Source organism: Immundisolibacter sp. (assembly GCF_014359565.1).
Classification (GTDB): domain Bacteria; phylum Pseudomonadota; class Gammaproteobacteria; order Immundisolibacterales; family Immundisolibacteraceae; genus Immundisolibacter.
On sequence record NZ_JACIZD010000001.1, the window covers coordinates 426,737 to 452,933 of the forward strand.

A 26,197-nucleotide genomic window follows, 5' to 3' on the forward strand; every position below is an offset into this window, starting at 1 on the left:
AAATTGGCTGTGTAGCTGACAGGAATAAATCGGCAATCCGGGCGGTGCCTGCGGGTCAAGCGCCGGGACTGGCAGCATCAGGATGCTTCGTCCTCAAAATAATCGCTGTCGATCTTCGGAATCCTGACCGTGCGTGAGCTGATGCCGACCTCGTGGTCGATCATCAGGCCGGCCAGGCGCGCGCCGTCGATCAGCACGATGCCCTCCACGGATCTTGCAAAGTCCACGGCCTGCGACGAGTACGTTGATGTGGTGATGAACACGCCCTTTTTCGCCTTCTGCCCGGCGAGCGCTCCGTAGAAAGCCTGCAGATCAGGGCGGCCCACGCAGGCCTGCCAGCGCTTGGCCTGGACGTACACCTTCTCCAACCCGAGGCGGTCAAGCGAGATGATCCCGTCAATTCCCGCGTCGCCGGAGCCGCCCACGCGCTGCAGGTCCGCTCGGTTCGCGCCGTAGCCCATGCGGTGCAGCAGATCAAGAACGATGGTTTCGAAGAAGGCCGGCGACACGTTGGCCAGCAGCTCAAGCAGCTCCGATTCGGCCGATTGGCGCAGTTCCAGCAATGCCTGACCGAGCCGGTCGTCGGGGCTTGCTACCGACTCGCAGTGCAGTGGCGCACAGGTCGGTAACGGCGGCTGGACCAGCGCAGGGCCATTCGATTGCCGCAGCTTGACGTCGGGGTATCCCGTCGCCAGCTGCTGGGCCAGTTCCGCCGTGAACGGACCGGGATGCTCCGCAGCGAACCTGAGCCCTTCGGGCGTGGCCTTCCAGATACCTCGCCGTGGGCTGCCCGATAGCCCGGCCCGTTTCAGCCTGTCGTGCGCCCATCCAGCGCGGTTTTTGTACATGAGCTGCGCGCCGCTTGGCAGCGGTTGCTGCCGATCTTCCTCGGTGAGTCGAAGTGCGTCTGCGGCGGCCTCATGCGCTTGCCGGGCAGGTACGCCATCGGGGTGCTGCACCAGGTAGCGCAGTACCGGCTCGATGAACTGGTCGTATGTCGGGACAGCCATATGCAACAACGTACAAAACGGACCGACCCCGAATTTAACCCACTATTTGCCGGACACCTTGCCGCGCCTGCGGCGGCCAAAATCCCTCACTCCGCCGGCGGCAGCCCGTACCCCAGCATGCGCCGCCGCTTGATGTCCTCGTAGAAGCTTTCGATGCCTTCCTCGCGCAGGCAGTGGCCGAGCGTGGAGCGCGGGATGCCGCCCAGCACGTGGCGGCCGTCGGCCACCAGCGCCGGTATGCGCAGGATGCCGTAGCGGGCGGCGCGCTCGATGTCCGCCGCCAGCAGGCTGCGGGCGTGTTCGCCGAACACGTCGTGCTGCCAGCGCTCGCCGTCCAGGCCGATGTCCTCGGCGCAGCTGCGCAGCACATCGTAGTCGGCGATGTTCCGGCACTCGGTCAGGTGCGCACGCTGCACGCGATCGAAAAAGTCCCAGTGCGCGCGCTGGCCGCCCTGCATTTCGGCCGCCTTGGCGCCCAGCTGGTTCGGCAGCGAGTAGGGGTAGTCGAAATCGCGCGTCATCATCAGCTCGCAGTCGATGCGCGGGTCCGGCTCGAAGGCGCGCGCGTCGGCCCAGTGCACCATCACCACGTCGCGCTTGGCCTCGCGCTTGTCGGCGTAGAGCTGGCGGTTGAACAGCATCGGCGACACCGCCAGCGGGTAGCAGCGCTGCACCATCTGCACGTCCGGATGCGCGGCGGCGAACGCGCGCAGGCGCTCGGAGGCCTTGTAGCACCAGGCCGAAAGGCAGTCGTGAAAGAACTCGATGACGATCGGGTGGCTGTCGGTCATGGCGGCTCTCCTCGTTGTGGTGGTGGCTTGCAGTGTCGCGCCGGTGGGTGCGGCGCTCAAGCGCACCGCAGCGCGCAACCCTAAGACGAATCTAGGTCAACCCACCGCGCAGACGACGGTTTCCAGGCCCCGACTCCGGACTAGGTGCAGCAGCTTTTGAGTTTCCTTATGGAGACTTAGCCCCAACCAGCTACCCGCCGAGGGGATGGATCGGCACTGAGTTTGACCCAGGCCTGTCCCTTCTCCAGCACCGCGAGGTTCGCCGTCGGCCCAATAATGCGCCGAACCGCCTGAGCGTTTGCATTAGTACGAAATGCCGCCACCAAGCCCATCTCGTCGAGAAACTCGTCATCCTCACCGGAAAAGTCGTCCGGGCCTTGCGAGATCAGCATCAACGCTCCGCCCTTCGAGCGACTGAGCCGCACGAGTCCTGAAAGCCCGGGCAACTTCGCTCCGAGGATGCGGTGCGCCTCGTCAATTACGCACAGCACTCGCAGGGCACGATTACCCTCAGAATCTGTCGGTGCGTCGGCAAGACTATTAAGATACCGGTCTAAGGCATCGGTAATCAAAGTGACCACAGACACCTTCACCAAATCGGGCAGGTCAGCCGTCAGGCGGATGATCCATGAACGCCGGAAGAACTCGGCTGGTGGCAGGTCAGGCGTGAAGAGTTCAAAGCGACAGAGATCAGCCAATGTCGTGGTGGCGCCATCATCCTGCTTGCCTTGCGCTGCATAGATCGCTTTCAGCGCGTCGCGCACATCGCTCAACCGGCATGGCGTTTTAGTTCGTAATGCCTGCTCCGCGGCATCTCCAACCAATCCCTTTTGCAAGGGACCAAAGCCACTTCCCTTGAGAGTAGCGAGGCTGTCACGCAAGCGCTGCGCGGCCAGTGCAACGTCGGTTTGCGTGCGCTCAGCAAGTGCAAGCACATCCAATGGAATGGGTTGGTGAGGTGGCGCTAGCACAGTCGCCCCAAACGCCTGATCCAGCGCGTTGTGGCTGTCATTCATGTCGCCTTTGAAGTCGAAGGCAATCAAGGACACAGGCGTCTGCTTGCGGATCGCGCGCAGCATATATGCGGCAGTGCGCGTCTTGCCGCTGCCTACCGCGCCCATGACCGCAGCGTGGGGGCTGTTACCTGGTGCATTAAGCGGCCATACAACGCGCTCACCGGTCATAACGTCTGCGGCGATCTCGCCGAACGGCACGGCGATAGCTGTAGGCGAAAGTCCTTCAGACTGTCCATCTTCGCCACCGACGTGCTCAGCTGCCGGTCCCTCTGGCAGCGCTGCCTGCGCCACGGCGCGCCAAAACTCGCCTTGATCGCCCGATGCTTCGTTCATAGTCGCGGCAAGCACGCCAAGGCCACGCGCCCAATGAGCTGCCACCCATCCCTGAAATTGGCGTAAGTTCTGTGGCGGCTCCCCGGCGTACTCAATGATCAGCGACACCCAAGCAGCCAAATCCACACCCGTACCAAACAGTGTGTCGCCCTTAATTCCACGACCAACATCGCCCTGTGTTTCTTCTGGGGGCTCCGAAATCGCAAGCGATCTGGCGATAGCCAAACGTGCCGGCACGTTGAACGCACCAAAACCAAGAGCATCTTTCAGACGCTTCGCCTGATCGTCGGCAATTGCGGTTGTACGAAACGACGCGGTGGCAATCTCATCGAGCCCGATTGCAGGAGAATTGGACTCACCGTTCATTTTTAAATCCCCTGTCCCGGAAAATAGCCCTCAACCGGCCAGCTCAAACCAATATCGCCATTTGTGCTGTTTTCGATCCGACACGCTTTAAGCACACGCGACCGTATGGCATCCAGATATGGACCCACGACCTCTGTGTTGGTCGAAATCAATATCACCTGACCATCCCGTCGTACCAGATGACGAAGCACGTTCAGGCGATGTTCTTGGTCCAGCCTGCCTAAGGGGGTATCAATCACTAGAGGAAATACGCGGCCCGAAACATGGGCAATGGACCAAAACAACGCCTGAGTAAAAATCTGCTTCTCGCCAGCGGAAAGGTCGAATTCTCGCAGATTTCGTCCATTAGGCGCGAGCAGCATAACTTGCCCGTCATTGGTGATTTCGACACGGCTGAGATAATCATCGCGGTGTGCCATCGCCGTTACTGCACGCGTCATTGCTGATGCAATGGCCTGCGCCTGGATCGGCCAAGCATCGGAAGCCAGATCGTCCAACATCAAAGCAACCTCCTCAGCGCGCTTGGCGAGCCGCGCCGGCCGCGCTGACTGATCAAGCTGCCCAGTTAACCGCCCCAGCTCCTTACGCTTCTGTTCAAGATCGGCGTTGCGCGACGCGATTAAGCTGCTTTTCTCGCCACGCTCCTCGCTCAGCGCACGGATAACTTTATTGAGTTCGGCGATACGCACACGTTTCTCTTCTAGCTGCGGCGCTGTTACCTCCGACGCTTGGATGGTCGCGTTAATGTTGCGTAGTGCTGCCGCGGCTCGTGCCATCGATCCAAGCAACGATGACACCGTGCCAACTGTGACCTTTGCGGCCTGATCAAGCCGCGCCAGTACACGTTCGCCCATTGCTCCTTGCGCGTGCATGTGCCTGAATGACTCCGCAGCATCATCCGGCGCTGGATGCCAGAGTCGGTCGAGTGCACGGCGCACCGCCTCTCTCACCCATTCACCCTGCTCAGGCACCAGCGGCGGCACGATAGTAGTAAGCTCGTGCTCTATTCCCGCAATGACGTGCTCGATCCGCCCCTGCCCTTCCTTGGCCGAGGCCAGCCATTGCGCGAGCCGCTGCTCGCGCGTCAATCGTTCAGCGAGCTGAGTCCGTAGCCCGCCACCGGACAAGGCGAGTGGCAAGTCGCCGCTGGCGATCTGGAAAAGTTTTTCCTTGGCGATGTCGTAGGCCTTTTCCTGATCGGCGCGTTCCTTGATCAACTCTTCAAGTTGAGCACGAGTTCCGGTTCCATAACCAGCCAGTTCACGTGTGAGCGCATCTCGTTCTGCTTCGGCATTCGCAAGGCCTGGGGAAATCTGGTCGAGACGTTGTATAGCATTCTCAACTTCTACCGCCAGCCCCGCGATTGTAGATTCCAGCGCGGTCACCGCATCGGTATTCACACCGCGCGGTACGTCGCTGCGCCGCCGGGTTGCGTAGTCGCGCAGGCTCTTGCTCAAGGTACGGAGCCAAATGAGACCAAGCAGGCCTTCAATCCCATCGCGTACCTGAACAGCCATGTCGCGTTCGGCATATACGGAGGCCGCTTCGCCATCGAAAAGAAAGAAGCCGGCCAAAGACGCTGGCATGAAGGTGCGAGCGATCCAATCGCGATACCACCCTTGCGGGTCGGCCTCGGCTGGCCCGGGACCGATCACTTCGCGGGCCAATCCCTTCATGATTCGGACGGTTTCGGCACCTTCACCGGGGCGCAGACGACCAGCATCTGTGAAATGCCATATACGCTCAATGACGATCGGCTCGCCGGTTTGGTCCTGAAAGGTGAGCACGATCTGGCATGAACGCCTGCCGGCGCGAATTGCGTGCCCATTCAGCGCACGTTCGATGAAAGCGCGAAATGATTGCCCTCTGTTTTGTTCATCGGCGGCCGCCGCGGCGCGCGAGATGAGGGGCAAACCGTAGGCGCCGTAAAGCCCCAGGGCGATTGCTTCGAAAAGTGTCGTTTTTCCAAAGCCGTTCTGGCCGCCGATCAGGATGACATTACGGTCGCCGTCCGGCTCCGGGAAATCGAAGCGGGCTGCCTCATAAGCCTTCCAGTCACGTAGAGAAACAGAGCGAAGGTGCATTAGTCGTGCGCCCCAACGTCGGCGTCCAGCACCTCGTCAAAGGCCTGCCACAATCCATGGCGCCGTTGCATGGTGCTTTTATCGATAACCTCTTCGATAAGGCGCTGCAAGTCGCCAACTGGCAGTCCGATTTTGCGGCAATGATTTTCGATCAACCGCCTGCCGTCTTCCTGATCAAATAGCACAACTATGTCGCGTGGCATTTGCTACCCCTCCCTGAAGCGTGAATTACAGTGCGCACGCTTCCGCGGCCCACAGTGCGCCCTGTGCGGCATCGTCTGCCCAGATTGTTTTGATCCGGGCAATCTCGTCTGGGCTGATCAGTTGCCGACCTACCGCAGCCTGCAGGTCGAGTAAACGGTCAAATATCTCTTCCCGCGCCTGCAGGGTGAACGGCCCCGGTACGAACACGCCTTCCGCGGTTACCGTGATCCGTCCGTCACGCCGTCGCGCCATGCGCCGGTGTGGATCATTGCGGATTGAGACGAGCCAATCGCGAAAGGCAATGAGCGGTCCGAACTCAGCAAACCCAGCTTCGACAAAACCTTCGAGACTGCGATCCTTCTCAACCACGGTGCAGGTCCAACAACCGAAGCGGGACGACGAAGTGCCGCAGGAGGGAGCATCCGATTTTTGCGTGACAACAGGACATTCGCCACCACCAGCATCGCGATAAAGCTTGATCAGTGCCGTGTGGCTTCCACCCCAGGGCGGCATCGTTGCGCCCAGGAACTCCCAAATGTCGTCGGTAGAAAGATCCACGATGGGTCGGTAGACCATGCAACCCGGCAAGTCGTTGTGGCGGTTGAGTCTTTGGCCATTGTCGTAGCGCGCGACGCTGCCGGCGCGGGTGGCAGATTCGTCCCGCCGAACCCCCAGCAGAAGAATGACTTCGCCCGACACGGTGACTTGATCGCGGATGTATCGACTAGTGGGCTGAATCTTCATGCGATCCGTACACCAGCGAAACGTCCGATTCGGCGATGGATAGCCCCGACCGATCAGGTTTACCCAGAATGTGGCGTCCGGATCCGGGCGGGAGGTCACGACATGCACGGGCAGGCGCCATGCATCTGCTGCCCGACGTAACTCATCCTGCACGGTGTCGATGTGCCCCATTACCAGCGGGCTTTCCACCAGCGTGTCGTTCGAAATGACATGCACTTCACGCCGCCGGTCCTCCGGCGCGAGTGACAGCAGTAGTTCAAATACCAGATGGAGTACGACCGTGCTGTCCTTGCCACCCGAGTAGCCGACGATCCATGGATCCTGGTGGGGGGCCAAGTACTCGTCACGCAGGTCAGCACGGATGGAAGCAAGCGCCTTGTCCAGTACAGGATCGAGCGGTTGAGGTGGTGAGAAAGGGTCAGTCATGGTGCGGCGATCATCGCGGAGGCTGAAGGTGGGCGCAAGCACATACTCGCTACTTGAACGGTGATTCGCTGCGGAGCCTATCAGAGCATGTGTGCACGACGCTCCAAATTCAAGCGCCTTGACCGCCCGGTCGGCGGGCGGAATGATGGCCGCTGGCCCGCCGCTACACGGATGCGCCGGCTCGCCCCACCGTACCGACATACCAACATACCGGCGAGGAGAAACCCCCATGAACCACGACCTTCTGATCCGCGGCGGCAGCGTCGTCGACGGCACCGGCGCCCCGGCCCGGGCCGCCGATGTGGCCATCCAGGGCGATCGCATCGTCGCCGTTGGCAGCGAACTAGGCGGCGCGCGCGAGACGCTCGACGCCTGCGGCCTGGTGGTGTCGCCGGGCTTCATCGACCCGCACACGCATTACGACGCGCAGTGGTGCTGGGATCCGCTGCTGACCAGCAGCGCCTGGCACGGCGTGACCTCGGTGGTGATGGGCAACTGTGGGGTCGGCATCGCGCCGTGCCGGCCGGCGGCGCGCGAGATGGCGATGATGGACCTGGTCAACGTGGAGGCCATGCCGGCCGAGGTGCTGCGCAGTGGCATCCGCTGGCAGTGGGAAACCTTTCCGCAGTTCATGGACGCCGTAACCGGCGGCGGCATCGGCCTGAACGCCGGCTTTCTGCTGCCGCTGGCGGCGCTGCGCCATTACGTAATGGGCGAGCAGTCCGGCGAGCGCGGCGCCAATCCGGCCGAGATCGCGCAGATGGCCGATCACCTGCGCGCCGCCATGGATGCCGGGGCGCTGGGCTTCAGCACCACCGTGCTGGCGCAGCACATCGGCCACGGCGGCAAGCCGCTGGCCGCCCGCCTGGCCAGCCGCGATGAGTTGAAAGCCCTTTGCAACGTGCTGCGCGATCTTCGCCGCGGCACCATCCAGATCGCCATGGGCGGCGTCGGCGGCGCGTTGAGCGCCGAGCAGCAGGACCTGCTGCACTTCTTGCTGGACGAAAGCCGGCGCCCGCTGACCTGGACCTTCCTGTTGGTGCCGGTCGGCAATCCCGAGCGCGCCCTGCAGACACTGGAGGAAACCGACTGGCTGACGCGCATGGGCGCCGTGCCGCAGGTGTCATGCCGGCCGTTCCTGACGCAGCTGGAAATGACCAATCCGTTCATCTTTGCCGACCGCAAGACCTTCGCGCCGCTGTTCAACACCGACAACGCCCGGCTGGCCGCGGCCTACCGCGACCGCCATTTCCGCGACACGCTGCGCGCCGAACTGGCGCAGCCGGGAGCGTTTTCCAGCGACTGGACGCGGCTCGAACTGCAACAGGTCAACGATCCGGCGCTCGGCGGCCTGGTCGGCCGCACGGTGGCCGACATCGCCGCCGAGCGCGGCGCCGACGGCCTCGACACGTTCCTGGACATCGCGCTCGAGGACGGTCTGGGCGCGCGCTTTCTGTACACGATCTCGAACATCGATCTGGACGTGGTGGCCAGAATCATCAATGACCCGCGCACGCTGATCGGCGCTTCCGACGGCGGCGCGCATGTGGACCAGATTTGCGACGTCGGCTACGCCACCTGGCTGCTGGGCACCTGGGTGCGCGAGCGCAAGGCCATGAGCCTGGAGTACGCCGTGCAGCGCCTGACCGGCGACCCGGCACGGGTGTTCGGCATCGCCGACCGGGGGCGTATCGCGGCCGGCCTGAAGGCGGACATCGCCGTGTTCGACCCGGCCACGGTCGGCTCGGATCGTCTGGCGCGGGCGGTGTTCGACCTGCCCGGCGGGCGGCGGCGGCTGGTGTCGGACGCGCGCGGCATCGCCGCCACGGTCATCAACGGCCAGCTGCTGATGCGCGCCGGCGATGTCAGCGCCAGCCGCGCCGGCGCGCACATGCAGGCGGCCTGAGGCTTGTTTGCCCTTGGCATGATCGAGACGCTGGCGCTGGCGGCGCTGGCAGTGGCGGTCGGCCAGGGGCTGCGGCGCTGGGTGCCGGTGCTGGCGCGCTACGACCTGCCGGCGCCGGTGCTGGGCGGGCTACTGGTGGCGGTCATGGTCAGCCTGCTGCGCCGGGACGGGCAGGATCTGGTGCGCTTCGACACCACGCTGCAGGCTCCGCTGATGATCGCCTTTTTCACCACCATCGGCTTTGGCGCCAGCCTGCGCCTGTTGCGAGTGGGCGGCGTGCAGGTGGCGTGGTTCCTGGCCATCGCCACCGTCGCCGCGCTGCTGCAGAACCTGCTCGGGGCGAGCCTGGCGCTGGCGATGGGCCTGCCGCCGCTGCTGGGCGTGCTGGCCGGTTCGGTCACGCTCACCGGCGGCCCGGCGACCGGCCTTGCCTTCGCGCCGCTGTTCGAGCAGGCCGGCGTCAACGGCGCCACGGGGGTGGCGGTCACGGCCGCCATGAGCGGCATCGTCATGGGCGGCCTGTTTGGCGGCCCGGTGGCCGGGCGCATCATTGCCCGCCGGCGGCTGTACTCGACCACTGCCCGTGCGCTGCCCGCGGCGGAGCCCGCATCCCCGGAACAGGCGACCGACACCGCGGCGCCGCTGCAGCGGGCGGTGATCCTGATCCTGCTGGCGATGTGGCTCGGCGACTATCTGGCGCGCGGCTTCACGGCCCTGGGCATCACCCTGCCGGCCTACATCGGCGCCATGCTGGCGGCGGCCGTGCTGCGCAACCTCGGGGACCGGCAGCCGCTGCTGCATGTGCCGACGCAGGCCATGCAGGACCTGGGCGCCGTGGCGCTGTCGCTGTTCATCGCCATGGCGCTGATGACGCTCAAGCTGTGGGAGCTGGTCGATCTGGCGCTGCCGCTGCTGGCGCTGCTGCTGGCGCAGGCGCTGCTGCTGGCGCTGCTGTGCCAGTGGGTGTTTCGGCTGATGGGGCGGGATTTCGACGCCGCCGTGATGGCCGGCGGTTTCTACGGCTTCATGATGGGCACCACCGCCAACGCAGTCGCCAACATGCAGGCCCTGACCGACCGCTACGGCCCGGCGCCGCGGGCCTTTCTGGTGGTGCCCTTGGTCGGTGCGTTCTTCATCGATTTCGTGAACGCGCTGCTGATTACGGCGTTCCTGAACCTATTGGGCTGATCCCCGACCCATCGCCTGCCCGCACTCCCGACAATAGCGGCCGTGCACGTGGCTGGCCAGCCCGCAGTGCGGGCACGGCGCGAATTGTCCGAAGCCGCAGGCCGGGCAGAACGCGCTGTCCGGCGGCAGCGCCAGGCCGCAGTCCTGACACTGGCCGCGGGCGATGCGCCGGGAGAGCAGCTTGTCGCGCGCGAACAGCTTGTTCTGCACCACGTAGATCAGCGTCAGGCTGGCGGCGACGGCAAGCGCGATCACCAGGTAATTCCACAGTGCGACCAGGTGCGCCGATTCCAGCAGCATCATCAACTGCCGCAGAAAGCGCCGCGGCAGGATGTCGTATACCAGCTGCAGCAGCTTGCACAGCACCGGAATGAACGCCACCACCAGCAGGTGCGCGGACACCAGCGTCTGCACCGCCCGGCCGCGGCGGATGCTGGCCGCATTCCAGGCATAGAAAAGCCCCAGCAGCGGCGCCAGGAACAGCAGCTCCCAGCCCAGACGGCGCACCGGATACCAGGTCTCGAGCTGCCGCAGATCGGCGCGCAGGCGCTCGCGGTCGTCGGCCTGCACGGCGTCGATGCGCTGCCACAGCGCCTGTACGCGGGCCTCGCCGGCGATGGCGGCTTCGAGCTGCGCCAGGCGGCCGGTCGCCTCCTCGAGTGCGCCGGTCTTGGCCGCCAGCTCACGGCCCAGCGTGTCGGCGCGCGTCGGCGCCTCGGCGCCGGCGATCTTTTCGAGCAGCGCCGTGTCGTAGCTGCCCTTCAGGCGCTCGATCTGCGTGCGCAGGTCGGCACTTTGGCGACGCAGCGCACGCGCATCGTCGAATCGCTTGGCCAGTGCGCCGTCGGCCAGCACGGCGTCGATTGCCCCGACCACGGGCGCGCACACCGGATGCGGGTTGACGCCGGACGCCCGTGCCTGCCAGGCGGATGCCGCCGTGTGCGCGTTCACCACCTCGCCGAGCTGTTCCAGTCGCCCGGCAGGCGTCCATTGCCGGTCGAGCACGATGTCGCGGCAGCGCGCCGGCACCGCCTCATATGGCTGCGCGAGCTGCGCGGTGTGCCGGGCCAGGCCGTCGAAGATCGAGCTGAGCACGAACGCATCGAGCAGCAACACGATGACCAGCGCCGCCCGGCTGAGCGGCTGGCGGTTCAGTTGCGTCAGATGGACGCGGACTGTGCCCAGGCTGCGTGCGAACGTCATCGAAGGCTCCCTCCCCGCTGATCAGACCGACGCCAGTGTGCCATCGGCGCGCGCCGGCGCCGGTCAGGGCAGCTCGATGGCGTACTCCATGATCAGCGGCGCGTGGTCCGAGAAGCGCTCGTCCTTGTGGATGCGCGCGCTGCGTACCGTGTCCCGCAGGCCGGGCGAGACGAGCTGGTAGTCAATGCGCCAGCCGACGTTCCTGGCCCAGGCCTGGCCGCGGTTGGACCACCAGGTGTATTGCTCGGCCTCCTGGTTGACGACGCGAAACGCATCCACCCAGCCGATGTCGCCGAACAGCACATCCAGCCAGGCCCGCTCCTCGGGCAGGAAGCCGGAGTTTTTTTGGTTGCCGCGCCAGTTCTTGATGTCGATGTTCTTGTGGGCGATGTTGATGTCGCCGCAGATGATCCACTCGCGCCCGTCGGCCAGCATCTGCTTCAGGTGCGGCGTCAGGCGCTCCATGACCCCGAACTTGATCTGCTGGCGCGCCTCGCTGCTGGAGCCCGATGGCAGGTACAGCGACACCACGCTCAGCTTCCCGTAATCGACCTGCAACCAGCGCCCCTCGGCGTCGAAGTCCGGCCAGCCCAGGCCCTCGACCACCCGGTCCGGGGCGCGTTTTGTGTATATGGCAACGCCGCTGTAGCCGGGCTTCGTGGCATGGTGGAAAAAGCTCTGGCAAAGGTGCGGCGCCCGCATTTCCTCGGTCAATTGCGGGTGCTGGACGCGGGTTTCCTGCAGGCACACCAGGTCGGCCTGTTCGCGCGCCAGAAAGTCCGCCAGGCCCTTGCGCCAGGCCGAACGAATGCCGTTCACGTTCAGGGTGATGATTTTCAGGGGCATGTGTGTTTGGCCCGGCTGCGCAGCCAAGGCACTGTTTGTGGCAGGAAAATCGAGGGCGGCAGTCTAGCAGCGTGGGGTTGGTCGGCCGCAGGCTTGGGCCTTGTGCAACCTCCGATATCCGGCGAGCTTGGCTGGAAATTGATGGCGAGCGGCGGGCGTGCGCTCGTTGTAATGTTGTACAACTCCGGTTTAGTGGGATGAGATGGTGCACTGGGCGCTTTTGGATGGGGGCTGATCACGCGGGCGGGAGCGCCGCCTGCGCGCCGGCCGGGACGCAACGCAAGCCGCGGGTGTGATGCCTTGAACAGACTCGATACAACGCCAAGACCGGCCCGCTCGGGCGCCGCAGGGTGCCGGCTGCGGTGTGCGATGTGGATGTTTTTGGCAGGGACTTGGACTGCTACGCAGGCAGCGGAGCCGCTGCGCGTGTATCGCTACTACGACGCGCGCGGGGTCATGCATGTCGAAAGCGTGCTTCCGCCCGGCCAGGCGCAGTCCGGTTACGAGGTGCTCGACCGGCGCACGCTCAAGACGCTGGCGGTCGTCACGCCCGCGCCCAGCCCGCAGGAACTGGCCGATCAGGAGCAGCGTCGGCGCGAGGCGGCGGCCGCACAGGCGGCGGCGCAGCGCAGCGCGCAGGCCCGGCAACGCGACGCCGCCCAGCAGATGTATCGGGACCAGATGCTGCTGCAAACCTACGCCAGCGAGGCGGAGCTGATCCGCCTGCGCGACAGCAAGCTGGAATCGACGGCCCTGATCCTGCGCTCGGTTGAGCAAACCGTCGGCCACCTGCGCGGCAACCTGGCGCAGATGGACGCAACGATCGTCGAGCACCAGGCGGCCGGTCGGGTGCCACCGGCTGACTTGCTCGAGGCGCGTGCCAGGACGGCGGCTGATCTTGACGAACAGGAGCGGGCGGCAGAACGCATTCACGCCGAGCAGGCGGCGATTCGCGACACCTTCGAGTCCGATCTGAACCGTTACCGCCTGCTGATGGGTGCGCGCTGAGCGCTCGGCTTGCGTGACAAGTCCTGACCCCCGGCGCAGCAGATTCTTCGTCCGGGGCAAAGCTGTTTGGCGCCTGTCCGTCAGGCGAGGGCGATAATTCAACTGATTGTTATGGAAAGGTAAATATCAGGTGGAAGCTTATCAGCGCGAGTTTTTCGAGTTCGCCATCGGCAGCGGCGTACTGAAATTTGGGCAGTTCACCCTAAAGTCTGGCCGAAACAGTCCGTATTTCTTTAACGCAGGACTGTTCAACAGCGGCCAGCGCCTGCGCCGCCTGGGCGGTTTCTACGCGGCGGCGCTGGTGCGCTCGGGAGTGGCCTTCGACATGCTGTTCGGGCCCGCCTACAAGGGCATCCCGCTGGTGGCGGCCACGGCCATCGCGCTGGCCGGCGAGCATGGCCGCGATGTGCCCTTTGCCTTCGATCGCAAGGAGGCGAAGGACCATGGCGAGGGCGGCGTGATCGTCGGTGCGCCCCTGGCCGGCCGGGTGGTGGTGGTGGATGACGTGATTTCGTCGGGCCTGTCGGTGCAGCACTCGGCGGACCTGATTGGCGCCGCCGGGGCCGATCTGGCGGCGGTGCTGGTGGCACTCGACCGGCAGGAGCGCGGCCAGGGTGAGCGTTCGGCAGTGGCCGAGGTGACGGCGCGCCACGGCGTGCCGGTGATCGCGGTGGCAGGACTCGAGCAACTGGTGCAATTTCTTGAAGAAGATTCGCAACACGCACCGGCTGCGGACATCCGCGCCTACCGGGCCCGCTACGGCGCGAGCTGAAGCACGCGGGATCGCGTGGCTGCTGCTGGCCGTCTTGTGCACAAGCGCGCAGGCCGTCGATGCGGGGCGCCTTTTCCGCTACCGCGACGAGCGCGGGGTGATGCACATCGGCACCAATCTGCCGGCCGGCCAGGTACAGGCCGGTTATGAGGTTCTGGACAGTCGCAGCCTGAAGTTGCTGAACGTGATCCCGCCGGCGCCCAGCGCCGAGCAACTGTCCCGGCAGGCCGCCGAGCGCCGCACGGCAGCCGTCGCCGAAGCGGCCAACAGCAGGGCCGAACAGGCGCGCCAACGGGACATCGCCGAGCAGCGAAACCGCGACCGGATGCTGCTGGAAACCTACGCGGACGAGTCCGAACTGGTGCGTCTGCGTGACACGAAGCTGGAGAGCCTGGACCTGATCCTGCACACCGTCGACAACACCATCGTCCATCTGCGCAGGAACCTTGCGCAGATGGACGCGACAGCGCAGGAGCACATCGCGGCCGGTCGCCAGTCGCCGGCTTCGCTGGTGCAGGGCCGCGCCCGGACGGCGGCGGATCTGGCCAGTCAGGAGCTGGCCGCCGAGCGGACGCGCGCCGAACGGCTGGCCGTGCGAGCCCGCTTCGACGCTGACCTGGACCGCTACCGCCGCCTGACCGGAACCCTCAAGACCGCCGGGTCCTGATTCACGATACGTGCCGGGCCGATCAGTCCGCCTGCGTCATCAGGCGCAGCCACTGCCGGTACTGGGTGTGGGTGAAGGTCTCATCGTCGATGTCGCTGCCGCTGAACTGCGGCGCAAGCCCTATTGCCCTGGCGTTGTCGTCGGCGCCGGCGGTCACATGCGTCATGCCGCGAAAATGCCCCTGCAGATACGGCCGGCGTGAGGCCGTGAAGCCGCGCTGGCAGGCTTCCATCACCGCCTGATCGTCCGGCGTGGCCAGGCCCGCCGGCCCCAGGAAGTCCTCGAACTGGCGCAGTCGGCGTTCGCGCGCGGCTTTTGGCTCACCCCTGGGCGCCACGCAGTACACCTCGATCAGGGTCTGATCGACCGACAGCGGATGCACGATGCGCACCGTCGAGGACGACTGGTCCATCAGCAGCAGGTTCGGGAACACCACCAGGTTGCGCACGGCGTCGATCATCCAGCGCGCCTTGTCCGGGCCGAACTGGCGCGTGATGCGCTCGCGCTGGAAGCCCAGCGGGCGGTCGTCGCCGTTGGGCATCAGGCCCCAGTCCATGCTGTGGCCGTTCTCGAACTGGTAGCTGCCGCCCGGCAGGCTGGCCATCTGCGTCGGGTCGATGGTCTTGAGGGTGTTGGTGGCTTTCTTTTGCCGCTCCAGGATCAGCCCGATGTAGCTGGTGTGGACCGGAAAGAAGTGATAGCCGTCGATGTTCTCCAGCTGCATCTTCCAGTTGGCGCGGCAGGTGTAGCGGATGCCGCCGCGCAGCAGCTCCAGGCCGTCCGGGGACTGGTCGGCCATGGCGTCGATGACCGCCGCCGAGCCGCCAAGGTACTGCGCAAGCGGCTCCACGGACTCGTTCAGGCTGCCGAACACGAAGCCGCGGTACACGCCGACCTTGACCCGCGCCAGATCGTGCGACAGGCCGGCGAAGTAGTCCGGGTAGCCGCCGCGCGGCTCGGCATCCACGTTCACGCAGCGGCCGCTGCTGTCGTACACCCAGCCATGATACGGGCAGGTCAGGGCGCGCCTGTTGCCGCGCTTGCTGCTGGTCAGCTCCGCGCCGCGGTGCGAGCAGCTGTTCAGGAAGGCGTGGACCTGCCCGTCCTCGCCGCGCGTGACCAGCACCGGCTTGCGGCCGATGCGGGCGGCCACGAAGTCGTTGGCGTTCGGGATCTGGCTCTCGTGGGCCAGGTAGACCCAGGTCGACTCGAAGATGTTGCGCATTTCGAGTTCGAAGATGGCCGGGTCGGCAAAGATGCGCCGCGCCACCTCGAAGCGACCCTGGTCCGGGGCGTCCTGCACGCAGTCGAGCAGTTCGGCGAGTTTCAGGCCGTCGCGGTCGGTGATCTGGTCCATGTTCCACTCCTCGTTGCAAAGGCCGGGCCGGTCTGTGCCGGCCTCTGGCGGGGGAAGTTTGCCGACGCGGCCGGCAGTCAGCCCAGCGCGGCGATGATTTGGTCGGCGGTCGCGATGTCCAGGCGCCCGGCCATGCGCCGCACGGTGATCTCGTGCGCCTCCTGCGTGCCGCACACGCAGCAGTCCTCGGCCAGGATGTTGCTGTAGCCGCGGTCGTTGGCGTCCCAGGCCGTGGATTCCACCACCGCGTCGGTGCTGACGCCGCTCAGGATCAAGTCGGTGATGCCGCGGCCGTCGAGCAGCTCCTGCAGGCCGGAGCTCACGAAGGCGCTGAAGATGCACTTGTAGACCACCGGCTCGCCCGGCAGCGGCTTGACCAGTTCGGCCGGATCGCCGCCCCAGGTGCCGCGCTTGCACACCTTGCCGCCGCCGACCATCTCAAAGAACGCGCCGCGGTGCGGCCAGCGCGGCTGCACGCCGGCTTCAAGATCGATCAGCACATGGATCACCGGTACGGCGCTGGCCCGGCAGGCGTCCATCAGGCGGCGCAGCTTGTTGAGCATGCCGGTCTGCTGGATCATGCCGGCGAAGCCCAGTTGCTGTGCCATGGGGGAATCCGGATGCGTGATGTCGTTTTGCACGTCCATTACCAGCAGGGCGGTCTTGGACTTGTCGATGCTGAGGGCCATGGATTTTCTGCAGCCTATGGTCGGGTTGCGCGCCTGAACGGTCGCCCGGATTGTAGGGATCGCTCCCTGGCCCGGCAATCGACGCGGGGTGGCCAATGACCGCCGCGCTGTGGCTGCTGGCGCTGCTGCTGATGGGCAGCGTGGTGGCTTATCGCCGACTCGAGCGCACGCCGGCCACCACGGTGTTGGGCGCGACGCTGCTGCTGGCGAGCGTCGGCGGCCTGTCGTGGTGGCTGGCGCTGCCGCTGTGGCTGCTGTGGCTGGCCGTGACCGTGCTGCTGTTTGCCGATGACTGGCGGCGCGAGTATGTGACCGCGCCGGTGCTGGACTTCTATCGCCGGAAACTGCCGCCGCTGTCGGACACCGAGCGCGAGGCGATGCAGGCCGGCAGTGTGTGGTGGGAGCGCGAGCTGTTCTCCGGCCAGCCGGATTGGGAGCGGCTCGGCGGCTTTGCCGATCCGCCGCCGAGCGACGACGAGCAGGCCTTCCTGGACGGCCCGGTCGAGCGGCTGTGCGCGCAGCTCGACGACTGGCGCATCACGCACGTCGACGCCGATCTGCCGCCGCAGGTGTGGCAGACGCTGCGCGAGGAAGGCTTCTTCGGATTGATGATCCCGACCGAGTTCGGCGGCAAGGGTTTCAGCCACCGGGCGCATTCGGCGGTGGTGATGAAACTCGCCAGCCGCAGCGTGACTGCCGCCATCACCGTCATGGTGCCCAATTCGCTCGGGCCGGCCGAGTTGATCCGCCACTACGGCACGCCGGCGCAAAAGGATCATTACCTGCCGCGCCTGGCCAGCGGCCAGGACATTCCCTGCTTTGCCCTGACCGGCCCGCAGGCCGGGTCGGATGCCGGGGCGCTGCCGGATGCGGGCGTGGTCTGCCGCGGCCAGCATGAAGGCGAGGAGGTGCTCGGCGTGCGCCTGAGCTTCGAGAAGCGCTACATCACCCTCGGTCCGGTGGCGACGCTGATCGGTCTGGCCTTCACGCTGCGCGATCCGGATCGCTTGCTCGGCGGCGCGGTCGAGCGTGGCATCACGGTGCTGCTGCTGCCGGCCGATACGCCCGGCGTGAGCCGCGGCGAGCGCCACTTGCCGCTGGATGTGCCGTTCCAGAATGGCCCGCTGCACGGCAAGGACGTGTTCGCGCCGCTGGAGTGGATCATCGGCGGCGAGGCCGGCATCGGCCGCGGCTGGCAGATGCTGGTCAGCTGTTTGTCGGAAGGCCGCGGCATCTCGCTGCCGGCGCTGTCCACCGGCGTGGTCAAGGTGGCCGCCCGCCACACCGGCGCCTATGCCCGGGTGCGCGAGCAGTTCGGGCTGCCGATCGGCCGCTTCGAGGGCGTGCAGGAGGCCCTGGCCCGCATCGGCGGCCAGTGCTACCAGATGGATGCGGCCCGCCGCCTGACGCTGTACGCGCTGGACGAGGGTGAGCGGCCGGCGGTGGTGACGGCGATCCTGAAATACCACCTCACCGAGCGCGGCCGGCGCGTGGTCAACGACGCTATGGACGTGCAGGCCGGCAGCGGCGTCATGCTCGGGCCGCGCAATTTCCTGGGCCGCTACTATCAGGTCATGCCGGTGGCGATCACGGTCGAGGGCGCCAACATCCTCACCCGCAGCCTGATCATCTTCGGCCAAGGCGCGGTGCGCGCTCACCCGTACGTGCTGGACGAAATGCAGGCCGCGCAGGAGGAAGACCCCGACCTGGCGCTGAAGCGCTTCGATCCGCTGCTGCTGGCGCACGGCGCCTACCTGCTGGGCAATGCCGCGCGCAGCTTCTGGCTGGGTCTGAGTCGGGGCCGCCTGGCGCAGGTGCCCGGCGACGGCCCGCTCGGCCGCTACCAGCAGCGCCTGTCGTGGATGAGTGCGGCCTTTGCGCTGGCCGCGGACATCACCATGCTGGTCGTGGGCGGGGACCTGAAACGCCGCGAGCGCCTGTCGGCGCGTCTGGGCGACGTGCTGTCGGAGCTGTACCTGGCCAGCGCCGTGCTGTGGCGGCACGCCCAGCAGGGCCAGCCGCAGGACGACCTGCCGCTGCTGCGCTGGGCGATGGATGACTGCCTGGCGCGCATGGCCAGCGCCTTCGATGGTCTGTTCGCCAACTACCCCAACCGTGCGCTCGGTTGCCTGCTGCGTTGGCTGGTCTTTCCGACCGGCCGGCCGAGCCGCGGACCGGACGACGCGCTGGATAAGCAGGTGGCGGAATTGCTGCTCGCGCCGGGCGAGACGCGCGACCGCCTGACGGGCGGCATTTACCTCACGCGCGACGCGGCCGAGGCCATCGGCCGGCTGGAGCTGGCCATCGAACAGGCCGACCTCGCCGGCCAGGCGCAGCGCAAGCTGCGTGGCGCGCTCAAGGCCGGCGCCCTCTCGGCTGACCAGGACGTGCTGGCCCAGGCGCAGGACGCCGGCGTGCTGGATGCCGGCGAGGCAGCAGTGCTGGCGCAATACCAGGCGCTGGTGCGCGAGATCATTGCCGTCGACGCCTTCCCGGCCGACAGCTTCGCGCGCTCCGCTACCGCGTGACCCGCAGCGCGCCGCACGCCGTCATCCCCTGGCAGCAGGCCGGCACGCTCGCCGGCCTGCTGCGCGAGCGTCTGGCGCGCAGCCCGGACGCTGTCGCCTATCGGCATTTCGTGGACGACGTCTGGCATGCGCTGAGCTGGCGCGAGGTCGCGCGGCGGGTCGGCCGCTTTCAGGCCGCGCTGCGCAACGAGCATCTGCCGGCCGGAGCGCGGGTGGCGGTGATGCTGCCCAACGGCCCGGACTGGGTATGTTTCGACCTGGCCGCATTGGCGCTCGGCCTGGTGACGGTGCCCATCTACCGCGACGACCGGCCGGACAACGCCGGCTACGTGCTGGAGCACTCCGGCGCCGCCCTGCTGCTGACCGAAAGCGCCGACCAGTGGCAGGCGCTGCTGCCGCACGGCTACCTGGGTGCCCTGCAGCGGGTGGTGCTGGCGCAGGGCGAGGCCGATGACGACCGGGTGCTGTCGCTGAACCACTGGCTGCCGGCGCAGGGCGAGTTTGCGGTGGAGTGCACCGACGGCGAGGCGCTGGCCAGCATCGTCTACACCTCCGGCACCACCGGCCGGCCCAAGGGCGTCATGCTTCGTCATCGCAACATGCTGTGGAATGCCGCGGCGGCGGAATCCATGGTGCCGGTCAGGCCGGACGATGTGTTCCTGTCCTTCCTGCCGCTGTCGCACACGCTCGAGCGCACCATCGGCTACTACCTGCCGCTGCTGGCCGGCGCTACGGTCGCCTTCGGGCGCGGTATCCAGCACCTCGCGGACGATCTGCTCGCCGTACGTCCGAGCGTGCTGGTCAGCGTGCCGCGCGTGTTCGAACGCAGCGCCGTCGCCATCCGCGACAGCATCGCCAAGCGCCCGTGGCCGGTGCGCCAGCTGTTCGCTGCGGCGCTCGAGCTCGGCTGGCGGGATTTCGAGCGCGCACAGGGCCGGGCGCGTGGCACGCCACTGCTGGCCGCCCTGCCGTTGCTGCGCCGCCTGGTGGCGCGGCCGGTGCTCGATCGCCTCGGCGGTCGGCTGCGCGTGGCCATCTGCGGCGGCGCCGCCCTGCCAGCGGACGTGGCGCAGCTGTTCATCAGCCTCGGCCTGCCGCTGCTGCAGGGCTATGGCCTGACCGAAGCCAGCCCCGTGCTCACCGTCAACACGCTGGACGACAACCGGCCGGACAGCGTCGGCCTGCCGTTGCCGGACGTGCAACTGCGCCTCGGTGCGGGCGACGAACTGCTCGCCAAAAGCCCCGGCGTGATGGCCGGTTACTGGCACGACGCCGAAGCCAGCGCCGCCGTGATCGATGCCGACGGCTGGCTGCACACCGGCGACATCGCCGCCCAGCGGGGCCGCCACTGGTACATCACCGGCCGCCTGAAGGACATCATCGTGCTCGCCAACGGCGAGAAGGTGCCGCCGGTCGACATCGAACAGGCGCTGATGCTCGACCCGCTGATCCATCAGGCCCTGCTGGTCGGCGAGGGGCGGCCGTATCTGGCCGCCATACTGGTGCTGCATCGCCAGCAGTGGGCGCAGCTTGCCGCCGAACTGGGGCTGGATGCCGACGCCCCCGCCTCCCTGACCGACCCGCGCGCCGAACGGGCGGTACTGGCACGCACCGAGACCGCGCTGCACGCCTTTCCGGGCTACGCCCGGCTGCGCCGCGTGCATCTGACCCTCGAGGAATGGACCGAAGCCAACGGTCTGCTGACCGCCACCCAGAAGGCGCGACGCGGGAAGTTGGCTGAACGCTACGGCGAGGTCATCGAGGCACTGTATCGGGCATGAGCCCCATCCAGTCCGGCAGGCAGCCGGCAGTCGGTGCGCGGCGGAATCCGCAGAAAGCATCGCCAGAACGCCGCGGCTTGCGCCGCGCCCCACCACAGCAAGGGCTTGCTGCCGCTTGCCAGCCGAAGGCAGGACATGAGGGCGAGGGGTCCGGTTTCTGGCTCGACGCACTGGCGCACGCGGCGCGCAATCCCTGCGACCAGATCGGCCACCTTGCGCAGGGCGTGGTGCCGGTGCGGGCCGGGCCGGTGTCGGGCGGGATGTTGCATGGAACGCAAGCTTGCCGGGCCGAGCCGCCGGGCGCCTGAATTTCCTGGCCGCTTCAACTCGAACCGGACCCCGACATTTCATGAAAAAACTGCTCGGCAACGTAGGCCTCGTCATCATCGCCCTGCTGGCCGGGGCGGCATTCGGACTGGCCGATCCGGCCACCGCTCCGGCGCTGGCGCCGGTCGCAAAGTGGGTGCTGCAGCTGATCAAGGCAGCCGCCACGCCACTGGTATTTTTCGCCGTGCTGGAGGCGATCTTGCGCTTTCGCGTCGCCGGTACGGATTTCCTGAAGCTGCTGACGATCGCGTTGGTCAACGCCATTTTCGCGATAGCCATCGGCATCGCGCTGGCCAATGCACTGCAGCCGGGCCAGTACTTGCGGCCGTTGATCAGCGCCTCTGCGGCCACCCTGCGGCCGATCGATTTTGGCGACCTGCTCGCCCGGCAGTTGCCCAGCAGCGTTGTTCAGCCGTTCGTGGACAACAGCATCATGCCGATGGTGATGGTGGCGATCGCGTTCGGCTTTGCCTGGCGCCGCGTGCGACTGACGCGGGACGCCGACACCCTGCCACTGATGGACAAGGGCGAGGTGCTGGTCTCGGTGCTGCGGGACGTGTGGGAGACGCTGCTGATCTGGATCGTCAAGCTGGTCCCGCTGGCGGTGTTTTGCGCCAGCGCCAACGTGACTGCCGAGCACGGACTGGCGTCGTTCACCGGCCTTGGACGGTACGTTGCCCTGTGCCTGCTGGGCATGGCGGTGCATGTGCTGGGCACCTACAGCGTCTGGTTGCTGCTGTACGCGCGCATCGGGCTGCGCCGGTTCTGGAGCCAGGCTGCGCAGCCGGTGCTCTACGCGTTCAGTGTCAACAGCAGCCTGGTGGCCCTGCCCCTGACGCTGCGGGCACTTGACCGGCTGGGCATTTCGCGGCGCGCATCGACGCTGGCCGCGTGTGTCGGCACCAATCTGAACAACGACGGCATCATTCTGTACGAGGGCTTTACCCTGCTGGCGCTGGCGCAGGCCATGGGCATCGACATGAGCCTGGGCGCGCAGGTGTTTGCCGCGCTGTATTGCGTGGTGGCGGCGATGGGTGTGGCCGGCGTGCCGGAGGCCGGCGTGGTGGCGCTGACACTGGTGCTGGGTGGACTGGGATTGCCGACCGAGGCGCTGGCGGTGCTGCTGTCCGTGGACTGGATCATTGCCCGCGCCCGTTCCCTGCTGAACACCACTTCGGACATGGTCGGCTCGGCGGCGCTGGATCGGTGGCTGCGCTTGACCACAGCCACCCTTGCTGGTGCCGGCTCCGGCGCTACTGCGCCGGAGCCGGCAGGGGAGCGCTGAATGAAGCCGTTCTGGGTTTCCGTGCGCCCGCCAGCGGGAAAAACCCGGTGGGAGCACAGCTTTGCTGCGCGATGATCGCCCGGCACAGCCGGACTCCTACAACGCGGTGATCACCCGCCGCAGCCGGGCTACGGTTTTCCGATGGCTACAGCCCGCTCAGCCAGATATGGCCCACGGCGCCCAGGATGATTCCCAGCACCAGTCCGGCGGCGAATGGCAGATAGGGCCGCGCCGCGCGTCGCGGGGCGCCGGCGGCAGGCGCGCGGTTGGTTGAACGCGGGCGGGCCGCAGCCGGCTTGCCGCCGGGCTGAACCACGGCGACCGCGCACGGGCCCTTGTCACCCTGCTGGGCCTCGAACTCGACCTCCAGCCCGGGGCGCAGGGCTTCCTTGTCGCCCGTGAAATCGGTGTAGTGAAAAAAATATTCGGTGCCCTGGTCGCCTTCGATGAAACCAAAACCCTTGCGGAAGTAAAAACGTTTGACGGTGCCTTTCATGGAGCTGCGCTGAAGAGTGGGTGGCTGCGCGGAAGCGGTCGCGGTGACGAGGCGCAGGACGATCTGGAAGCGGCGCGAACCGGGTTGCGCGACCGGTCGGCGGATCCCGCCAGCAACGGCGTGGTCGCCCACCATCGCGCCCGTTCGCGCCGCCAGCCCCCGCCCGTTGCGGGCCAGGGCCGGGCATTATAGCCGCCCGACCCGGTCGCGCGGTGCCGGCGCCAGGCGCAGCAGGCGCCAGGCCAGCAGCGTCTGTGCCGCTGCGACTGCCAGGCTTGCCGCATAGACGGCGCCCACCGCGCGCCGGACCACCTCGGCGTCGACGTGGGCGCTGAGTCCGGCCAGGGTGGCGATGACGCCCGCCAGCGCCGAGCCGAACGCGATGCCCAGCGTGCGCACGGTTGGGATACTGCCGGCGGTGATGCTCTCCTCGCCGGGACTGGCGTGCTGCATGGTGAAGGCGATCAGGTGGATGCTCAGCGCACCGACGCCAAAGCCGAGCATGACCAACGCCACGCCCACCGCCGGCGCGGCAAGCTGCCCCAGTCCGGCCAAGAGAACGCCGGTCATGGCCAGGATCAGCAGCGGCCCGCCGATGATGGCGCGCCGCTCGGCGGCGCCCTGCCAGCGCGCGGTGGTCAGCGAGGCGGCGGTCCAGCCGACCGCCAGCAGACTGGCGAAGTAGCCGGCGTGCAGCGGGCGCAGGTGATAGACCTGCTGCATCAGCAGCGGCACGAACACGGTAATGGTGGTGTGCAGGACCGACGAGGTCACGAACAGGCCGTAGGCCACGCCCACCGGTGCCCGCAGCGACGCGGCGCGGCGTGGAAACAGTCGCACCGCGCCACGCCGGTCCAGAGCAAAGGCGCCGCCGACCAGCAGCAGCGCGAGCGCCAGCGCCGCCAGGCGCAGCGGCGTGCCAGCCAGCTGACCGGCCGCCGCCACGCCGAGCACGCCGGCGCCCAGCAGTCCGACCCGGCCAAGCGGAAACGGCTGGCGCGCGCGCCCGGCCAGCACCTGCGGCAGATGGCGGGCGGCCAGCAGGCTGAACACGGCGATGATCGGCACATTCACGCCAAACGCACCGCGCCAGAAACCGGCCTCGGCAAACAGGCCGCCCAGCGCCGGGCCGATCAGCGCCGCCGCCGCCCACATGCCTGAAATGGACGCCAGCATCAGCTTGCGCAGCTCGGCGCTGTACAGCTCGCTGACCAGCGCCATCGACTGCGCCACGATCAGGCCGCCGCCGAAGCCCTGCACCGTGCGCGTGGCCAGCAACACCGGCATGTTGGGCGCCACCGCACACGCCAGCGAGCCGGCCAGGAACAAGCCGCCGGCCAGCACATAGGCGTGACGCGGGCCGTAGGCGCTGCGCAGCGGCCCCGAGCTGGCGGCGCCCACGATCGAGCCGACCATGTACAGCATCGACACCCAGGCGTAGAAGCGCACGCCGCCGATGTCGGCCACCACGGTCGGCATCACCGTGGCGACCAGGAACACGTCCATGGCGTGCAGGGCGATGCCGAGCGCCAGCGTCACCGTCAGCGGTGCCCGACCCTCGCGCAGCAGATCGGCAAAACCGGCCATCGGCGTCAGATGCAGCGCGCCAGGCCGCCATCCACCTGCAGCGTGGTGCCGGTGATGTAGCTGGCCGCGGCCGAACAGAGGAACACCGCCGCGGTGGCGATTTCTTCCGGCTCGGCGCCGCGGCGCAGCGGCACGTGGGCCAGCTGCTCGGCTTCCAGCTGCGCCACGGTGAGGCCGCGCTCGGCCGCCTGGCGCTGCATCAGGCTTTGCCAGCGAGCGGTGCGCACCGGACCGGGATTGATGGCGTTTACCAGGATGCCGTGCGGCGCGCCCTCGTCACCGAGCGCCTTGGTCAGGTTCATCAGGCCAGCGTTGGCGGCGCCACCGGCCAGATAGCCGGCGCTTGGCTGGCGGCCGGCGCCGCCGATGATGTTCAGCACCCGCCCACCGCCGCGCGCCACCAGCAGCGGCCAGACGGCGCGCGTCAGGCGCACGTAGCCCCAGAACTTGAGCGCAAAATCCTCCTGCCACTCCGATTCGGGCTTGCTCAGCAGCGAGCCGGCGCGGATGGAGCCGGCGTTGTTGACCAGAATGTCGAGGGCGCCGAAACGGGCCGTGTGGGCCGCCACCAGCTGGCCGATGCCCGCCTCGCTGGACAGGTCGGCCGGCACCGCCAGCGCAGTGATGCCGTGGCGCTGCGCCAGCTGGTCGGTCACGGCGCGCAGCGGCGCCTCGCCCCGCGCGCACAGCGTCAGCTGCACGCCCTCGGCCGCCAGCGCCTGGGCAATCGCCCGGCCGATACCGGCGCTGGCGCCGGTGACCAGCGCAATCTTTCCGCGCAGCGCCAGTTCCATGTCGTGTCTCCTCCTGGGGGGGGCGCCCGGCAGTGTAGCGGCTGGCGCAGCCTGGGTCCGGTATTGATAAAAGCGCCAGCACCGGCCCGATAATGGAACTATCCGCTGTCGCCGCGAGCACCCGCCATGAGCCAAGCCCTCGATTACCTGATCCAGGCCCGCCCGGACGCCATGCAGCCGTATTTCGCCTTTCTGAAGGTGGCCGGGCGGCGTCTGGACCCCAAGACCCGGGCGCTGATTTCGCTGATCAGCAAGGTCCATGCGCAGACCGAACGCGGCTTTCGGCAGTACCTGACGCGCGCGCTGCGCAGCGGCGCCAGCGCCGACGAGGTGCTCGACGCGCTGTTGATGGCCTTTCCGATGCTGGGCCTGACGCGGGTCGTGTGGGCAGTGGACCAGCTGCTGGCGCTGGACCTGCCGGAGTTTCGCCTGGAGCAGCTAGGCCACGTGCCGGACTGGCATGCGTTGGCGCCGCTGGCCGAGCTGCCGCCCGCCGGCTGCGTGCGCCGCGAGGCCGACGGCCGCGCCGTGTTCATTCACCGCACGGGCACCGAGCTGATGGTCTACGACGCCCGTTGCCCGCACCAGAGCACCGACATCCCGGAGCTGGCCATCGACGGCGAGCGCTTGACCTGCCCCCGCCACGGCTGGGCGTTCGATCTTGGCAGCGGCATGTGCGTGGCCAAGGGCTCACGGCCGCTGCGGGCGCTGGCTCACCGGGAACAGGACGGGCAGTTGTGGGCGTTCTGGTAAGCCACGAACGGTGTGTGTGGGAGCGGCGCCCTCGCC

General features: G+C 67.3%; 22 protein-coding genes. 9 read left to right on the forward strand and 13 right to left on the reverse strand.

Annotation, left to right across the window (positions count from 1 at the left end; translation table 11 throughout):
* Positions 1-77: 77 nt before the first annotated feature.
* The 6 genes from H5U26_RS02070 to dndC all read right to left on the reverse strand — a co-directional run bounded on the left by H5U26_RS02070 (position 78) and on the right by dndC (position 6,974).
* A complete protein-coding gene (locus H5U26_RS02070; RefSeq protein WP_290616155.1) occupies positions 78-1,010 on the reverse strand; it encodes a restriction endonuclease in 933 nt (310 codons plus the stop codon).
* 86 nt (positions 1,011-1,096) lie between these two features.
* Positions 1,097-1,801 (reverse strand): DsbA family protein, encoded by a 705-nt coding sequence (locus H5U26_RS02075; protein WP_290616157.1) that lies wholly within the window; start codon positions 1,799-1,801, stop codon positions 1,097-1,099.
* 176 nt (positions 1,802-1,977) lie between these two features.
* Positions 1,978-3,516: a DndE family protein gene (locus H5U26_RS02080; protein ID WP_290616159.1), complete on the reverse strand. Its 1,539-nt coding sequence runs from the start codon at positions 3,514-3,516 to the stop codon at positions 1,978-1,980.
* A 2-nt stretch (positions 3,517-3,518) separates the two neighbouring features.
* On the reverse strand, positions 3,519-5,600 hold the full coding sequence (locus tag H5U26_RS02085) for an AAA family ATPase (protein ID WP_290616161.1): 2,082 nt from the start codon (positions 5,598-5,600) through the stop codon (positions 3,519-3,521).
* Positions 5,600-5,803 (reverse strand): DNA modification system-associated small protein, encoded by a 204-nt coding sequence (locus H5U26_RS14875; protein WP_366055859.1) that lies wholly within the window; start codon positions 5,801-5,803, stop codon positions 5,600-5,602. The genes H5U26_RS02085 and H5U26_RS14875 overlap by 1 nt, the downstream gene beginning before the upstream one ends.
* A 25-nt stretch (positions 5,804-5,828) precedes the next feature.
* Positions 5,829-6,974 carry a DNA phosphorothioation system sulfurtransferase DndC gene (gene dndC / locus H5U26_RS02095; RefSeq protein WP_290616165.1) on the reverse strand — a complete coding sequence of 382 codons (1,146 nt, stop codon included), beginning with the start codon at positions 6,972-6,974 and terminating at the stop codon, positions 5,829-5,831.
* 229 nt (positions 6,975-7,203) lie between these two features.
* Here dndC and H5U26_RS02100 point away from each other — a divergent pair, with 229 nt between their 5' ends.
* Together H5U26_RS02100 and gltS are read left to right on the forward strand one after the other, a co-directional pair.
* The gene (locus H5U26_RS02100; protein ID WP_290616167.1) at positions 7,204-8,880 is read left to right on the forward strand and encodes an amidohydrolase family protein; all 1,677 of its coding nucleotides are present in this window, start codon (positions 7,204-7,206) and stop codon (positions 8,878-8,880) included.
* Positions 8,881-8,883: 3 nt separating this feature from the next.
* Positions 8,884-10,068, forward strand: a complete 1,185-nt coding sequence (gltS, locus tag H5U26_RS02105) for a sodium/glutamate symporter (RefSeq protein ID WP_290616169.1) — start codon at positions 8,884-8,886, stop codon at positions 10,066-10,068.
* On the opposite strand, the gene H5U26_RS02110 is transcribed toward gltS, so the two are convergent.
* Both H5U26_RS02110 and H5U26_RS02115 read right to left on the reverse strand, forming a co-directional pair.
* Positions 10,057-11,271, reverse strand: a complete 1,215-nt coding sequence (locus H5U26_RS02110; RefSeq protein WP_290616171.1) for a zinc ribbon domain-containing protein — start codon at positions 11,269-11,271, stop codon at positions 10,057-10,059. The two genes, gltS and H5U26_RS02110, sit on opposite strands and share 12 nt — an antisense overlap.
* 63 nt (positions 11,272-11,334) lie before the next feature.
* Positions 11,335-12,117 carry an exodeoxyribonuclease III gene (locus H5U26_RS02115; RefSeq protein WP_290616173.1) on the reverse strand — a complete coding sequence of 261 codons (783 nt, stop codon included), beginning with the start codon at positions 12,115-12,117 and terminating at the stop codon, positions 11,335-11,337.
* Between the two features lie 426 nt (positions 12,118-12,543).
* On the opposite strand from H5U26_RS02115, the gene H5U26_RS02120 reads away from it, so the two are divergent.
* From H5U26_RS02120 to H5U26_RS02130, 3 genes are all read left to right on the forward strand, one after another.
* The gene (locus H5U26_RS02120; protein ID WP_290616175.1) at positions 12,544-13,125 is read left to right on the forward strand and encodes a hypothetical protein; all 582 of its coding nucleotides are present in this window, start codon (positions 12,544-12,546) and stop codon (positions 13,123-13,125) included.
* 130 nt (positions 13,126-13,255) lie between these two features.
* Positions 13,256-13,897: an orotate phosphoribosyltransferase gene (pyrE, locus tag H5U26_RS02125; RefSeq protein ID WP_290616177.1), complete on the forward strand. Its 642-nt coding sequence runs from the start codon at positions 13,256-13,258 to the stop codon at positions 13,895-13,897.
* On the forward strand, positions 13,827-14,564 hold the full coding sequence (locus tag H5U26_RS02130; protein WP_290616179.1) for a hypothetical protein: 738 nt from the start codon (positions 13,827-13,829) through the stop codon (positions 14,562-14,564). The genes pyrE and H5U26_RS02130 overlap by 71 nt, the downstream gene beginning before the upstream one ends.
* A gap of 22 nt (positions 14,565-14,586) precedes the next feature.
* Here H5U26_RS02130 and H5U26_RS02135 read toward each other — a convergent pair whose 3' ends face one another.
* Positions 14,587-15,921, reverse strand: coding sequence for an aromatic ring-hydroxylating dioxygenase subunit alpha (locus H5U26_RS02135; RefSeq protein WP_290616181.1), 1,335 nt, complete (start codon positions 15,919-15,921; stop codon positions 14,587-14,589).
* A gap of 77 nt (positions 15,922-15,998) precedes the next feature.
* Entirely contained in the window at positions 15,999-16,610 is a 612-nt protein-coding gene (locus H5U26_RS02140) for an isochorismatase family cysteine hydrolase (RefSeq protein ID WP_290616183.1), read from the reverse strand.
* Between the two features lie 95 nt (positions 16,611-16,705).
* Here H5U26_RS02140 and H5U26_RS02145 point away from each other — a divergent pair, with 95 nt between their 5' ends.
* The 3 genes from H5U26_RS02145 (at position 16,706) to H5U26_RS02155 (ending at position 22,531) form a co-directional block, all read left to right on the forward strand.
* Positions 16,706-19,138, forward strand: a complete 2,433-nt coding sequence (locus H5U26_RS02145; protein WP_290616185.1) for an acyl-CoA dehydrogenase — start codon at positions 16,706-16,708, stop codon at positions 19,136-19,138.
* The gene (locus tag H5U26_RS02150; protein ID WP_290616187.1) at positions 19,135-20,919 is read left to right on the forward strand and encodes a long-chain fatty acid--CoA ligase; all 1,785 of its coding nucleotides are present in this window, start codon (positions 19,135-19,137) and stop codon (positions 20,917-20,919) included. The genes H5U26_RS02145 and H5U26_RS02150 overlap by 4 nt, the downstream gene beginning before the upstream one ends.
* Before the next feature lie 349 nt (positions 20,920-21,268).
* Positions 21,269-22,531, forward strand: a complete 1,263-nt coding sequence (locus H5U26_RS02155) for a dicarboxylate/amino acid:cation symporter (protein ID WP_290616189.1) — start codon at positions 21,269-21,271, stop codon at positions 22,529-22,531.
* Positions 22,532-22,676: 145 nt separating this feature from the next.
* Here the strand turns inward: H5U26_RS02155 and H5U26_RS02160 are convergent, their stop codons facing one another.
* From H5U26_RS02160 to H5U26_RS02170, 3 genes are read right to left on the reverse strand one after another with little or no spacing between them, the layout of a single operon-like run.
* Complete coding sequence (locus tag H5U26_RS02160; protein WP_290616191.1) at positions 22,677-23,162, reverse strand: cold shock domain-containing protein; 486 nt, start codon at positions 23,160-23,162, stop codon at positions 22,677-22,679.
* 51 nt (positions 23,163-23,213) lie between these two features.
* Positions 23,214-24,614, reverse strand: coding sequence for an MFS transporter (locus tag H5U26_RS02165; RefSeq protein WP_290616193.1), 1,401 nt, complete (start codon positions 24,612-24,614; stop codon positions 23,214-23,216).
* A 5-nt stretch (positions 24,615-24,619) separates the two neighbouring features.
* The gene (locus H5U26_RS02170; protein WP_290616194.1) at positions 24,620-25,408 is read right to left on the reverse strand and encodes an SDR family oxidoreductase; all 789 of its coding nucleotides are present in this window, start codon (positions 25,406-25,408) and stop codon (positions 24,620-24,622) included.
* A gap of 126 nt (positions 25,409-25,534) precedes the next feature.
* On the opposite strand from H5U26_RS02170, the gene H5U26_RS02175 reads away from it, so the two are divergent.
* Positions 25,535-26,161 (forward strand): Rieske 2Fe-2S domain-containing protein, encoded by a 627-nt coding sequence (locus tag H5U26_RS02175; RefSeq protein WP_290616196.1) that lies wholly within the window; start codon positions 25,535-25,537, stop codon positions 26,159-26,161.
* The last annotated feature ends 36 nt before the right edge of the window (positions 26,162-26,197 follow it).

What these genes read in the sequence shown, in the direction of transcription:
- H5U26_RS02175 (WP_290616196.1), top strand. Translation starts at nt 25,535, where the DNA reads ATGAGCCAAGCCCTCGATTACCTGATCCAGGCCCGCCCGGACGCCATG.
- H5U26_RS02100 (WP_290616167.1), top strand. Translation starts at nt 7,204, where the DNA reads ATGAACCACGACCTTCTGATCCGCGGCGGCAGCGTCGTCGACGGCACC.
- H5U26_RS02155 (WP_290616189.1), top strand. Translation starts at nt 21,269, where the DNA reads ATGAAAAAACTGCTCGGCAACGTAGGCCTCGTCATCATCGCCCTGCTG.
- H5U26_RS02075 (WP_290616157.1), bottom strand. Translation starts at nt 1,801, where the DNA reads ATGACCGACAGCCACCCGATCGTCATCGAGTTCTTTCACGACTGCCTT.
- H5U26_RS02145 (WP_290616185.1), top strand. Translation starts at nt 16,706, where the DNA reads ATGACCGCCGCGCTGTGGCTGCTGGCGCTGCTGCTGATGGGCAGCGTG.
- H5U26_RS02085 (WP_290616161.1), bottom strand. Translation starts at nt 5,600, where the DNA reads ATGCACCTTCGCTCTGTTTCTCTACGTGACTGGAAGGCTTATGAGGCA.
- H5U26_RS02140 (WP_290616183.1), bottom strand. Translation starts at nt 16,610, where the DNA reads ATGGCCCTCAGCATCGACAAGTCCAAGACCGCCCTGCTGGTAATGGAC.
- H5U26_RS14875 (WP_366055859.1), bottom strand. Translation starts at nt 5,803, where the DNA reads ATGCCACGCGACATAGTTGTGCTATTTGATCAGGAAGACGGCAGGCGG.
- H5U26_RS02170 (WP_290616194.1), bottom strand. Translation starts at nt 25,408, where the DNA reads ATGGAACTGGCGCTGCGCGGAAAGATTGCGCTGGTCACCGGCGCCAGC.
- dndC (WP_290616165.1), bottom strand. Translation starts at nt 6,974, where the DNA reads ATGACTGACCCTTTCTCACCACCTCAACCGCTCGATCCTGTACTGGAC.
- H5U26_RS02135 (WP_290616181.1), bottom strand. Translation starts at nt 15,921, where the DNA reads ATGGACCAGATCACCGACCGCGACGGCCTGAAACTCGCCGAACTGCTC.
- H5U26_RS02110 (WP_290616171.1), bottom strand. Translation starts at nt 11,271, where the DNA reads ATGACGTTCGCACGCAGCCTGGGCACAGTCCGCGTCCATCTGACGCAA.
- H5U26_RS02070 (WP_290616155.1), bottom strand. Translation starts at nt 1,010, where the DNA reads ATGGCTGTCCCGACATACGACCAGTTCATCGAGCCGGTACTGCGCTAC.
- H5U26_RS02165 (WP_290616193.1), bottom strand. Translation starts at nt 24,614, where the DNA reads ATGGCCGGTTTTGCCGATCTGCTGCGCGAGGGTCGGGCACCGCTGACG.
- H5U26_RS02160 (WP_290616191.1), bottom strand. Translation starts at nt 23,162, where the DNA reads ATGGTGGGCGACCACGCCGTTGCTGGCGGGATCCGCCGACCGGTCGCG.
- H5U26_RS02115 (WP_290616173.1), bottom strand. Translation starts at nt 12,117, where the DNA reads ATGCCCCTGAAAATCATCACCCTGAACGTGAACGGCATTCGTTCGGCC.
- H5U26_RS02080 (WP_290616159.1), bottom strand. Translation starts at nt 3,516, where the DNA reads ATGAACGGTGAGTCCAATTCTCCTGCAATCGGGCTCGATGAGATTGCC.